This is a genomic window from Staphylococcus parequorum (assembly GCF_039237145.1).
Lineage (GTDB): Bacteria > Bacillota > Bacilli > Staphylococcales > Staphylococcaceae > Staphylococcus > Staphylococcus equorum_A.
In genome coordinates this window covers 283,952-296,676 of sequence record NZ_CP150682.1, presented here as the reverse complement: position 1 = coordinate 296,676, position 12,725 = coordinate 283,952, and the positions used below count along the sequence as shown (strand labels likewise).

Here is a 12,725-nt window from a genome sequence, read left to right as displayed (position 1 = left end):
CCTAGAACTTCTTGACATTTGTATAAAAAACTAAGCTATAAATCTATTCTACGGCCTTTCCAATATATACGTTTGAATACATTGATATCTAACCATGATTTAAAAAATATCACGACAAAGCATATGAAGAGCAGTGGATGACATAAACTCGCAACGATATTAAAATTTCCTGTTCTTCGAATAAATATATGAAATTGTATCGCATATATAAAATATAGAGTAATAGCTAATAATATATATAACGAGCCTAAATTAATTGAAAAAATTATCGCTAAAACTGTTGTAAGTGAACCAAATAGCCATAAAAATACAAACGTAAGCGTAGACTTTTTAGTTACTTGAGAGCCAAGTGCAAAGTGTTTACTCCAACCCTCTAATAGCGCTTTATATCCTTGAGAATACATTCTAAAATTCACTACACCTTGGCCTTCATGCAAACTAACTGGCAAACCTTGCTGATTATATGCTTTACTTATTGCAAAGCCTTCAATGATTTGATTTTTAGCTTTCAAATGTCCTTGTGTCAATTTATAATCTTGCTTATTTGTCACAAGGACTGGTCCAAACGCGCCTTGCTCATTATTTGCTGATTTCGTGATTGAAAATTGATTCATACCTACGATTGTCATTAAATTAAAAATCGCCGATATATTTTCATATAGCTTTTTTATCTTGTGATAAGGTTGTATTGATAACAAACCTTTACCACCTTGTAAATCATATTGATTGGCTATATTTTGAATACTATCATCACAAGCAAACTGAACATCAGCATCAACAAACATCAATAAATCATGCGTTGCATATTTGCTACCTTGCCAACAAGCATGTGACTTACCTTGCCATGTAGTATCATTTTCAACAGTATATACGCTCGCACCATAATATCTAGCAACAACTTGTGTCTCATCAGTTGAACCATCATCCATAACAATTACTTCTATTTCTTGCTCTTTACTTATACTGTTAAGTAATTTAGGTAAGTTCTCCGCTTCATTTCTAGCAGGTACAATAACACTGACGGCTGTCTGACCTCTTTCTTTTCCGGAGTTATTTATAATCGCTCGACGCGCATACATACACATTCCACTTATTAGTGATAGTATCGTCAATACTATTGCTATTATATAAAGTATCATTCAGCCTCAACTACTTTCTCCATTAATAATAGCTTCTGCTACTTGCATACCACTCAAAGTGACCATAGGCATACCAGCGCCAGGATTTACAGAACCACCTACAAAGTACAAATTTTTGAAGTACTGACTTTTTTTAGGAAACTTGAAACCTTTATTTTTCTTCTTATTAGAAACTACGCCATATATAGCTCCTTTATTAGAATTGTATGTATTTTCAATGTCAAGTGGCGTCCATATATCTTCATATACAATGTGCCTTCTCAAATCTTTTAAGCCCATAGACTCTAATTTATTCAATATACGTTCTCGGAATTGCAGATATTCTGCTTCACTAAATGACTTATTCTGAATGTATGGTATGTGTGGCAATATTTTTATATTCTCGTGTCCTTCTGGCGCCTGTGTCTTATCTGTTTTATTTGTATTCACTACATAAATAGTCGGATCTTCAGGCAAAACATACTGGTGAAAAACTTGATCATAATTAACTTTAGAATTACTTGAAAAGAAAAAGTTATGATGTTGAAGCTCTGGATAACTTTTGTCCACACCAAGATGCATGACATAACCTGAACTAGCTGGCTCAAATTTACGTTCCAATTTGTTTATTTGCTTTGCATCAAAATTCAATAAATATTTATAAACAGGGATTACTTCCATATTAGATATAATGTAATCTGCATATATTTCCTCATTACTTTCTATTGTTATCCCTGTCACCTTATTTTGACTATTATAATTGATATGTTTTACGGGGGTGTTAAAATGTATGCCCACACCTAATTTTCTCGCTAATTGTTCCATCGCTTCCGCTAACTTATGAATGCCACCATCTACGTACCACAAACCTTCCTCATGTTGCATTTGAGGTAATAAACTCAATACAGCCGGAGCATCATAAGATGAGGAGCCTACATATTTTATGAAATAACCTAGCATTTCTCTTAAATATGGGTTATCCACCCTTTTATTAATGGCTTGTTGCATTGTACGAAAATAATCGAATTGCTTTAAAGCTGAAAACGGACCATGATAACGAATAATTGCAAACATCGTATCTAATCCCTTACCAAAGTAGCTTTTTTCAGCAACTTGATGTATCTTTTGTGCGTAACTAAAAAACGAAGAAAGTTGCTCTATATCTTTATTTGTTAACGATTCATTATTTGTTAACATATCTTCCATGGATTCATATAAATCTAAAATTTGGCCATCTGGATAAACGTTTCTAATCTGTAAACTTAACTTACGAATGCTAACATAATCTTCTAGCCTTTCATCACATCGTTGAAATAGGCGTTGAAATACTTTAGGCATGGTTAAAATTGATGGACCGAGATCAAATCCATAGTCATCTATGTCTAACCTATTTACCTTTCCACCGATATGCTTATTTTGTTCATATAAATCCACTTGATAGCCTGCTTGAGCCATACAAATTGCGCTAGCAATCCCTCCCAAGCCACCCCCTATGACAACCACTTTCTTATTTCCCATTTAATCACCTTTTCTTTTTTGTAATTTATTATAAATACGTATTAACTTAGGGCGATTATAGCGCTGAACAATCATACAAGGCACATTAGCTATAATGACATATATAAAATTAATTATTTTAACGCTTTTTGACGCTTTAAAAAACGCAATAACAGGAAATATGGATAGCAGATGAACCACCTCTGCACGTCTAGTTTCTAATATAAATCGCTGTATATCATTCATATTTTTAGATAAATCGAAAATCGCTTTACTACTGATATTAGGGTTAAGATTTTGACCGTCTGGCAAATGATCTTTCCAATATTGCACTTTAACTAATTGTTGCCATAATTGACCCTCTTGCTCAATATTCCAACTTCGAAAATACTTATTATCTTTTTCTAAGAACTTATAACTAATACGAGTACCAAGTTGAGCAATAATCATTTGAACTATAAACCAATATAGCGCAATATATATAATCTTTTTCATCAATTTAATGCTCAGATTTCGCTGTATAGCTTGGGTTATCTTTATTTAAATACCAATTACCAGCTGTTAAATAAGTAGCAAAAGCGCTCCAAAGCATATATGGAACTAGTAAAATGCCAGCAACTTTTTTTACATTGAAAAATTTTACAGTTGTTGTAACTACCGCGCCCAGTAATACAACACTCTCTATCAACGCACTAAAGCGTAATTTATATTTGAAGTATAATATCGACCATAGATAATTCAGGCTTAATTGCGTGTAATAAGCACCTTTCAAATCCTTACTAGTAGATTTATTAGTCACTAATGCATAAGCTACGCCCATCGTTGTATAAAGTATTGGCCACACAATTGGAAAGACATAGCCGGGTGGTGAAAAAGGTGGTTTAACATTATTTTTATAATCTTTTCTCGCGTTTTTCACTGCAAATTTCCCTATAAATTTACCGCCTGTAATTGGTGTTATAACTTTTATGATTGATTTAATTATTTCATTTGTTTTCATAGTCAATCTCCTCTTTTTGTAAAAGTAACTAGCCTTTATTTTAGCCTTTACAATTCGGCATTGGACATGTTATTTTTTCTAGCTAAATACTTTTTCAATCCATATACTTTCAAAACAATTGCACCTGTAATAACAATTGGCAAAATAAACTTCTTCATATTAAAGTATTCTCCTTTATTAGTTTTTTGGCTATTAATCTTGAATTTAAAAAGATTCATTACACTTTTATGAACTTTTGCTTGGGTATACTTATATACCCACCAAGGTAACGTCGGTTCATATTCTTGTAACGCTATGATACATGCGTCACTATTAGGTAATCTTCTAAACTCTAATCTCGCATTACCACCATCTGAATCTAAAGCGAAATCTCCACCAACAATTCGATATAAAATTCTCTCATTATCAGAAGCTTTAAAATCTTTAATTAATAATAGTAAGTCCTTATTTAAACACGGCACACTAATCGTAAAGTTATCTTCATTAAAATCACTATTAACGACATTTAATGTGATTTTATTTAAAAAATTTGCATAGGATTCTGCCAATTGAATCATATTTACATCTTTAGGTAAGACTACCCTCGATATTGCTCTAACATCTTTAATATCGCCCTTACGTGATGGCTTCCCTTTCTTTTGTGTCTTAGTTTCTTCTTCCAAGGCATTACGCACACTTTCCTTATAATCAATCTTGCCTATAGAAATGTCTTTCACAATATTTTCATCATTTCTAATCATATCATGAATTAAGCTATCCATTAACGGATAAACCATTTCTTTTGGTACCCCAGAAATAAGTTTCACCCAATATTTACTTAACCAAATGGGAATAATAGGCAAATCTATCGTAGGTAATCGTTTATCTAGTACCTCTGCAGTTTGCTTGAATAAATCTTTATAAGTCATATGACTAGGTCCACCAATATCTATCGATTCGTTCTCATTTGGATTACGCTCTACAATTTTATATAAACCGTCAATCACGTCGTCTATTGCAACTGGCAATGTTGTATTATAAGCCCATTTTGGCAACAACAGGCCAGGTAATCTTTCTACTAATTTTTTTAATATAGGGTAAGAACTTCCTTTAGATCCTATAATCAAACCAGCTCTTAAAGTACTTACTGGTACACCATATGATCCTAAAATCTGTTCGCACTCTAAACGGCTTCTTAAATGTGGTGATAATTCACTTGTATTAGGTATCAAACCACTCATAAATACAATATGCTGAACTTTGTTATAACTTGCGGCTTTAGCAAAATTATCAGCTAATAATGCATCCATATCTTCAAAGCTCGCCTGCGTCAACTTAGCTGAAGGCATCATAGAATGGACAAGATATATAGCGATATCAATGTCCTCCATTACCCCAGTGATTTCATTTAAATCAAACAAGTCAGCTGCCTTCCAAGTAACATTGTGTTCATTTGATTTATTTTCTATATTTCTAGAAATAGCTATAATTTCATAGTTATCTTTTAATTTATTCATTAAGTGACTACCGATATATCCCGAAGCGCCTGTTAATAATATTTTTTTCATATATTTAGCCTCCAAATAGAAAAAGATGAGCAGGTAAACTTTACCTCAGCTCATCTTTTACGTAACGAGCTCACTTGCTCATTATCTTAATTGACAAGAGCTCCAAGTCTCTTACTTAATGTTGTACCCTTTTTAAAACTTTTCAATCTTTATTAGCACGAATTATGAAATAACTCTACGAAATTATCACAATTGTCTAAAAAAAGGGATAATACTTGCTTTTTATCTATAGCAAATATTACATTAATATCATCTTTTTCTAACACTTCAATGTATTGCTTCTGATATAGCCTTTGTGCTTCATCTATTAATACAACATCATAATCATCTAAACTTACATTATAAAAATCCCTTATTGACCTAATTTCAAAACCTATAATATCAGATAAGATTTTAGAATTACTTAATTTAGCACATATAAACAATATAACTTTTTTATTTGTATTATAATGTTTTGCAATATCAAATAGAAGTAATGATTTACCTGTTCCTGATTCTCCTTCAATACATATCTTATTAAATGCAGAATTTAATATATCCTCTTTAACTTTTGATTGTAATTGATTTAAATAGTATTTATGATTAGAAAATTCATCTGGTTGACTGTATGGAGAAATTATTAACTTTGATAAATCTATATTTTCTAATTCATTAGACTGACAAAAACTCTCATCTAATAAACTTGATATTTCATTTTCGTTAGTTATTTCTAAAATCCCTTTACTGCTTAATTTATAAATTTCGTTACAATCCAATATGTAAACAAAAGAGAATATTTCCTTGCCTAAAGCTTTTAATACATACCTATGTCTTTTAAGTTGCTCCTCAACTTTTTTCATTCCATTTTTTGGTATTTCACTTTTTAATTCTATATTCAATACAGACCTTTCATTAAATCTTAGCAAATCAAATTCTTCATCAATATTATTGTTAATTTTGTAACCTAAAAAGAAACCAGATAATTTAAGGTACTCATTTTTCCCTTTTAATATTTCAACTAAATTATACAAAGCTTTTAGCTCTCTATCATCTCTACTAATTCCATTTTTTGTATAGTAACAATAGTGATACATTTTAAGAAATGACTTTAATAAATTTTCATTTTCTGTTTCATAAATAGTACTAAAGTACTTAAGATTAAATGGTTTAATAGTAAGCATCTCCTTTTTAAATATTACACAATCTATTTTTTAGTTTTATTTGTGATACGCTTCTCCCCTCATGATCTTAAACGCGCGGTAGACTTGCTCGATTAGAATGACACGCATCATTTGATGTGGAAAAGTCATTTTACTGAATGACAGGGCGTAGTTGCTGCGGTCTAAAACCTCTTGGTGTAGACCGTTTGATCCACCTATAATAAATGTAAAGTCGCTTTGGCCACGCGTCATGCGGCTTTCTATTTCTTTGGCTAATCCTTCTGACGTCAGCATGTTTCCTTTAATCTCTAAAGTAATCACTGTGGATTGTGGTTTTACTTTTGCTAGTAAGCGCTGACCTTCTTTCTCTTTAACTTGCTCTATCTCTTTATCACTCATATTTTCGGGTGCTTTTTCATCAGGTACTTCAATGATTTCTATTTTAGAATAAGCTCCTAATCTTTTTTCATATTCTGCTATAGCTTGTTTCCAGTATTTCTCTTTTAGTTTACCTACTGTGAGTATCGTAATCTTCATAGTTATCCTCCAAAAAATTGTGTAGTAGTTGATAGTTATTATACTTATCCACAAGTTATACACTTATTCACACTATTCCCTCTTATTATAACAGGAATGCATACTGTTTTTTAATAATGTTTACGGTTTCTACACAAAAATGAGTGAATAACCTGTTTATTTGTGGATAACTCTGTGTACAATGTGGGTACTTCCCTGTGAATTGTGCACATCTCTGGATAACTATGTATAATTCCGTGGATAAGTTCGAGGTTGTCTTACATACTTATTCACAGGATTTACATTATCTTCATACTATCTTTGCTGAATCCTTACTACATAACCATTCCACCAATTGTTATAATTATCCGTCAATTGCATATAGTTATTTTCAGTTAAGACATAGGGTTGTATGCCCATATATTCCTTCTTTTATCGAGTAAATTTTCCTATAAAAATACTCTCATTAAATGTTTTTCATCTAACATGTATGCTAGAAAAATGTAAAAAAAAAACCGATACCTCCTATTGAGATGTCGGCTAATTCGCTTTGATATTGATCATGGATTACAGTAGCTTCCACTACTGCATTAAGAAAATCTAAATTTCAAAGAAGTTAAGATTTTCTATAATGTATATATCGGTGTTGCTTTGGCTTTATCGGTATCGCATAGCAATACTTCTTTTTCTGTGTCGATGTCATGATCATTGAGCACTTGTCCAACGCTCATGCGTGCCAAGTCTTTCATGTTGTTGTCTTGTGATAAGTGAGACAGGTAAATGCGTTTTGTGCTGCCTGTGATGACGTCTGTCATTGCTAAGCCTGCATCTTCGTTTGAAACGTGTCCCATATCACTAAGTATTCGTTGTTTCGTCTTCCATGGATAACCGCACATGCGTAACATATCCACATCGTGATTACTTTCGAAGATAAAAGCATCACTACCTTGAATCATACCTTTCATGCGGTCCGAAACGTAACCTGTATCTGTTAAAATCGTAAATTTCTTATAATTATTATGGAAAATGTAGAATTGCGGATCTATCGCATCATGTGAAACATTAAACGATTCGATATCAAATCCAGCAATTGATTTCGTTTCATATGGATTAAAAATGAATTTCTGATCCATTGGAATCTTACTATCTTTCTTTTCAATGGCTGTCCACGTTTTCTCATTCGCATAAATCGGCAAACCATATTTACGTGCTAACACACCTAGACCTTTAATATGATCTGTGTGTTCATGTGTAACTAAGATGCCGTTTAAATCTTTAATTTGTTTGTCTATTTGTCCAAATAGCTCTTCCATTTTTTTCCCTGTCAAACCCGCGTCGACAAGAATACTACCTTTATCACTTTCCACATAAGTGGCGTTCCCTGTACTGCCACTCGCCAATGCGCTCATACGTATCAAGCGATTCACCCTTTCTAATCTATTGCTTCTATTACTTATGGGGCAGTCTCCGGTTTATGTGCCATCAACATGCCCTCTGTCTAATTATTTATTATAATAAACTAATTTATTTAAGTTTTTGAGAATATGAAACGAGCTCTTTTTCAAAAATTAGCTTAAGCTATCTGCAAAATTCTAAGTATATGATACGCTTATGAACCATTTCATACTTCTTTAATAACTCTCATTAACAGTATTTAATTTTAACATACTTTTAGCTTTCAGCATGTCCAAATTGTTTATTTAGATACTAATCTATCTTTTAAATTCCATTAATCACGTTCTAAAAAGTTATTTAATAATGATGCGTGACTTGTAAAAATTTTTGGCGAGACACCTGAGGAAACAACACGAGTCGAAGCTACAGGCTAAGGCAGTTTCCGCGGAAAGCGTGCATAAAAAAACTGCCAACAAAGTCGGAGACTTTGTTGGCAGTTTGAGCACACCTTACTCAAAAGGGTGTGCGTTTTAATTTCATTCTCAACTTATCCACAGTTATCCACAAGATTATTCTTCAATAATTTTCGGACTGTCTGCTACGGCTTCGACATAATATGTTTTAATCTTGTCGCCGTGTTTTACTTTGATTTCCCAATTGGCTTCAAGCACTTGAACGTTCGGCTCTTTAACAACAGTATAGTAGCCCAGTCTTGCATTGGTTACTTCGTCATTGCGTTTGAGATAACGATTATAGTAAAGGTCCTCGATGGCACTTCGCGCTGTGTTCACTTGCTTTTTATCGTTATTCGTACCTTCTGAAGGCTCGATAGATTTCATAGCAGTTTGTTCATAACTTGAAGCTTTGCCATTTTCAACGTTAAATTCCAATTTCGCTCTACTATTATTCATAATTGGATAATCATTATATGTTTGTTCAAATGTAACTTTTTCATCATCAATATGGCTCATTTCGTAGTCTTCACCTTTATAGACGCTGCCTTTGACATACGATTTAAGGTCGGTGAATTGATCATTACTGATGTTAATTGGGTCACTAATATCGCCTTTGGCTACTGCGCCTGAATGCTCGCTCGTAATACTTGGACGTGTCTTCGCATAAGATGAGAAGTCATTCGATCTTGCTGTCAGTAATTGCATTTTCAAACCATTCACACTTGGGAGGTTTTCTGGAATTTTAATTTCTTCTTGTTTAAAATTCACTGCATTTTCGTCTTCACTATCGCTAATTTGTGATTTATTCACTTTATCCACGTAGATAATAATCAGGCTAATGTTGACTAGAATAAATACGATAATAAATAATGTTTTTGCGCGTTTCCAGTTCATTTATTCTAGCCCCCCATCGTTGTATGCATGCCATTCGCCTTTATACTCTACATGCCATTGTGGTTTGAATTCACTATTACGTTGAATTTCGATGTCGCTACCATCATCTTTATGTTCCATGTTGTATCCAATCGTCATGTTTGTTACTTCTTCAAAGTCGATTTCAGGATTATTTGCCAGTTCTGAACGGACTGTTTCAGCACCTGGTAAATCTATTTCATCTTCCCCGCTATCTATCGTGACATTTGATTTTAACAATGCACGTGCATAGCTGAAGACGCCTTTGTCGCTCCATGAGACTTTAATATTATTCAAGTCGTCATCATTGAAGGTTGGACGGCCGTTTAAGAACATTTGATATGTTAGTTCGCCGCCTTTATTATCTGTGCTGAACAGTCTGTAATCGTCTGTAAAGCCACCATGATTGTTGATGTAATCATAAGTACTTGGAATACTGTCTTGCATGTTTGTTGAACGATCCTCATCTTCTGAGAGATTCGTGTAACGATATTTTTCATTATCTTCACTGTAGTTGGCGACGCCGGTGTTGTTATTGTATGTCGCTGTACCGCTTTTCGTGCTACGTACGACTACAGAGTCATTGAAGAGTATAGAATTCATCGTATCGACACTAATGCGATTATAAATCGTGTGGTATGATTTTAAACCTTTAGGTGCCTTCGGTGCAAAGATATGCGTAGCCTTATCGATGGTATCTTTATTGGTAATAATCTCTGTATATGGCTTCATACTTTTCTGTTGTTCTTTCATTTGTTTAGCCAATGAACTGATCTTCGCCGTCGTCGTCATACGTACGACATTATGACGATCTTTACTAACAGCATAGAGTTTAACTTTGCCATCTTGATTGTCATCAATTAATAAACGGTCGAATTTAAAGTTATTTGGTACTTTGGCATCGATGTTTAATACTTGGCCTAAATAGGTTGCTAGTGGCATGTCATAACTGAAATCCAGTACTAAAAATTCATCGCTTAAGTCTGGAATAATCAAATTATGATTACTATGCATTTGTTCGGCATGTAATACACGTTGGTTTTTCAAGGGACTAATCGTCTCTTCGACGTTGCCACGTGTTGCTTCCATACCTTCTGTATCTTCACCATTAGAGTGAATGACTTGATAAGGGGCAACAACTTTACTCATGCCTTGCTCGAGCGGTTTACCTATCGTATTTGCTTTTGCATCTTTATTGCTACTATCTTGTTGATCTACGCTCGCTAAGTCTGGTGAAAAGTTCCACGTCATGTATGTCAGCACAACACTCATTAATACTAAAAGGTATAGGATGATGGATTTGATTAACTCTTTACTCCGCATCCCAATCACCATCTTCTAGTACTTCACATGGCAGTGTAATGAAGATTGATGTGCCTTGTCCTTCTACACTGTTTGCCCAAATGCGACCATTATGTGCTTCAACAATTTCTTTGGAAATGGCTAAGCCTAAACCTGTACCACCCATTTTACGCGTACGTGCTTTATCCACACGGTAGAAACGGTCAAAGATTTTATCTACTTTATTGATTGGAATACCAATACCATTATCTTTCACACGTATCGTCATACGATTGTATAACGCGTTCTGTTTCACGTGAAACTCTACACGTTTATCGCCGCGAGAATACTTCATCGCATTGGTAATGACATTATCAAATACTTGTGTCATTTTGTCTGGATCGATTTCTGTGAAAATCGTATTATTAGGAATTTCACGGACAAATGTCGTTTCTTTATCGGACATTTCGTGACGGTTAATAATTTTGTTAATAAACATATTAAAGTCTATGATTTCTTTCGTAATTTGATCGGATTCGTTATCCATTTTAGATAATTGTAAGAGGTCATTTACGAGACGTATCATACGTTCTGTTTCTTCACGTGTTACGGATAGGAATTGTGGTGCAAGTTCTTTATCTTCCCAAGCACCGCTTTCTAACGCTTCGATGTAGCTGTTCATAGATGTCAGTGGTGTACGTAATTCATGTGAAACATTTGCTACGAACTCACGACGTTCACGTTCTACTTGTTGTTGCTCTGTAACGTCATGTAGTACGGCAATGTAACCTGTCACAAATCCTGTTTCTTGAACGATTGTACTAAAGTTCACACGTGCAATAATACCTTCGTTTTCATTAATATCTAATAAGAAACTATCATTATTCTCTTGAATTTCATCTAAAGAGAATTCTTCCTCTAATTTAAGGACGTTTAACATGTAGTCTCCGATAATATCTTCTTTTAGTGAGCCCATCATCGTCAATGCCATATCGTTAACAATACGTACACGACCACGGCGATCGGTCGCAATAATACCATCACTCATATGTGTGATAACTGAGTCTAAACGACGTTTCTCACTTTCGGTATTCGCTTGTGCTTCTTGTACACGTTTCGATAGATTATTAAAGGCAAGTGCCAGCTCACCAATCTCATCGTTACCGTATATTTTTACGCGTTGCGTATAGTTACCTTTAGACATCTCTGCGGCTTGGTTACGCATATCTGTAATAGGTTTCGTAATCGTACGCGCAATGAAGAAACCAAGGATGACAGTAATTAATAAGGAAATCCCTGTACCCACGATAAAGATTTGGTTGATGCTGCTAAGTTGTTTAAATACATCGTTAATATCCGCTTCGATATAGACGTTACCTATTGTTCCGTCGTTCGATGTTTTAACTGGTAAGTTATATACCCATACACGTTGTTTGCCGTTACCGTAATCTTTTAACACGGTATGGCTATTAATTTCGCCTAAAGATAAAGCTTTTTGGATAGAGTTATCGTTTGCTTTTTGATTTATTAGACTACGCGTAGACTGCTTTGAAGTGGCCATAATAATCTGATCTTTATCAATAAAGCGGATTTCTTCTATTTCTTGTCTATTCGCATACTCATTTAATAAGTTTTGAACTTCTTTTTGAGCATTAACCGAATTGTCTTCGTCATAGACTTTTTCTATATTAATTTCGATTTGTTTCGCGTATTGCGAAATATTATTTTTAAATGTTTGTGTTAATTCTTTTTCTAGACTATTGGTAAAATATAAACCGATAATTTGCATACCGATTACAATGAGCAACACATAGACAATAACAAGTTTCGTGTGTAAAGACTGAAAATATTTAAGCCATTTCATT

General features: G+C 33.8%; 11 protein-coding genes. All 11 read right to left on the bottom strand.

Going from position 1 to position 12,725, the window contains the following annotated elements; translation table 11 throughout:
• Positions 1-35: 35 nt before the first annotated feature.
• Positions 36-1,139: a glycosyltransferase gene (locus AAA453_RS01380; protein WP_427705711.1), complete on the bottom strand. Its 1,104-nt coding sequence runs from the start codon at positions 1,137-1,139 to the stop codon at positions 36-38.
• A 6-nt stretch (positions 1,140-1,145) separates the two neighbouring features.
• Positions 1,146-2,636 (bottom strand): phytoene desaturase family protein, encoded by a 1,491-nt coding sequence (locus AAA453_RS01375; RefSeq protein WP_427705709.1) that lies wholly within the window; start codon positions 2,634-2,636, stop codon positions 1,146-1,148.
• Positions 2,637-3,110 (bottom strand): glycosyl-4,4'-diaponeurosporenoate acyltransferase, encoded by a 474-nt coding sequence (locus AAA453_RS01370; RefSeq protein ID WP_427705707.1) that lies wholly within the window; start codon positions 3,108-3,110, stop codon positions 2,637-2,639.
• A 4-nt stretch (positions 3,111-3,114) separates the two neighbouring features.
• Positions 3,115-3,615 carry a TspO/MBR family protein gene (locus tag AAA453_RS01365; RefSeq protein WP_427705705.1) on the bottom strand — a complete coding sequence of 167 codons (501 nt, stop codon included), beginning with the start codon at positions 3,613-3,615 and terminating at the stop codon, positions 3,115-3,117.
• A gap of 47 nt (positions 3,616-3,662) precedes the next feature.
• Positions 3,663-5,162 (bottom strand): NAD-dependent epimerase/dehydratase family protein, encoded by a 1,500-nt coding sequence (locus AAA453_RS01360; protein WP_427705703.1) that lies wholly within the window; start codon positions 5,160-5,162, stop codon positions 3,663-3,665.
• Between the two features lie 152 nt (positions 5,163-5,314).
• The gene (locus AAA453_RS01355; RefSeq protein ID WP_427705701.1) at positions 5,315-6,172 is read right to left on the bottom strand and encodes an AAA family ATPase; all 858 of its coding nucleotides are present in this window, start codon (positions 6,170-6,172) and stop codon (positions 5,315-5,317) included.
• 186 nt (positions 6,173-6,358) lie between these two features.
• Positions 6,359-6,838, bottom strand: a complete 480-nt coding sequence (gene rlmH / locus AAA453_RS01350) for a 23S rRNA (pseudouridine(1915)-N(3))-methyltransferase RlmH (protein WP_427705699.1) — start codon at positions 6,836-6,838, stop codon at positions 6,359-6,361.
• A gap of 605 nt (positions 6,839-7,443) precedes the next feature.
• Positions 7,444-8,244 carry an MBL fold metallo-hydrolase gene (locus AAA453_RS01345; RefSeq protein ID WP_141714420.1) on the bottom strand — a complete coding sequence of 267 codons (801 nt, stop codon included), beginning with the start codon at positions 8,242-8,244 and terminating at the stop codon, positions 7,444-7,446.
• Between the two features lie 537 nt (positions 8,245-8,781).
• The gene (locus AAA453_RS01340) at positions 8,782-9,561 is read right to left on the bottom strand and encodes a two-component system regulatory protein YycI (RefSeq protein WP_427705697.1); all 780 of its coding nucleotides are present in this window, start codon (positions 9,559-9,561) and stop codon (positions 8,782-8,784) included.
• On the bottom strand, positions 9,562-10,902 hold the full coding sequence (locus AAA453_RS01335; protein WP_427705695.1) for a YycH family regulatory protein: 1,341 nt from the start codon (positions 10,900-10,902) through the stop codon (positions 9,562-9,564).
• Complete coding sequence (walK, locus tag AAA453_RS01330) at positions 10,892-12,724, bottom strand: cell wall metabolism sensor histidine kinase WalK (RefSeq protein WP_069817302.1); 1,833 nt, start codon at positions 12,722-12,724, stop codon at positions 10,892-10,894. The genes AAA453_RS01335 and walK overlap by 11 nt, the downstream gene beginning before the upstream one ends.
• Between the last annotated feature and the right edge of the window lies 1 nt (position 12,725).

Excerpts from the sequence above, each read along its gene's own strand:
- AAA453_RS01380 (WP_427705711.1), bottom strand. The coding sequence starts at position 1,139 with ATGATACTTTATATAATAGCAATAGTATTGACGATACTATCACTAATA.
- AAA453_RS01375 (WP_427705709.1), bottom strand. The coding sequence starts at position 2,636 with ATGGGAAATAAGAAAGTGGTTGTCATAGGGGGTGGCTTGGGAGGGATT.
- AAA453_RS01370 (WP_427705707.1), bottom strand. The coding sequence starts at position 3,110 with ATGAAAAAGATTATATATATTGCGCTATATTGGTTTATAGTTCAAATG.
- AAA453_RS01365 (WP_427705705.1), bottom strand. The coding sequence starts at position 3,615 with ATGAAAACAAATGAAATAATTAAATCAATCATAAAAGTTATAACACCA.
- AAA453_RS01360 (WP_427705703.1), bottom strand. The coding sequence starts at position 5,162 with ATGAAAAAAATATTATTAACAGGCGCTTCGGGATATATCGGTAGTCAC.
- rlmH (WP_427705699.1), bottom strand. The coding sequence starts at position 6,838 with ATGAAGATTACGATACTCACAGTAGGTAAACTAAAAGAGAAATACTGG.
- AAA453_RS01340 (WP_427705697.1), bottom strand. The coding sequence starts at position 9,561 with ATGAACTGGAAACGCGCAAAAACATTATTTATTATCGTATTTATTCTA.
- AAA453_RS01335 (WP_427705695.1), bottom strand. The coding sequence starts at position 10,902 with ATGCGGAGTAAAGAGTTAATCAAATCCATCATCCTATACCTTTTAGTA.
- walK (WP_069817302.1), bottom strand. The coding sequence starts at position 12,724 with ATGAAATGGCTTAAATATTTTCAGTCTTTACACACGAAACTTGTTATT.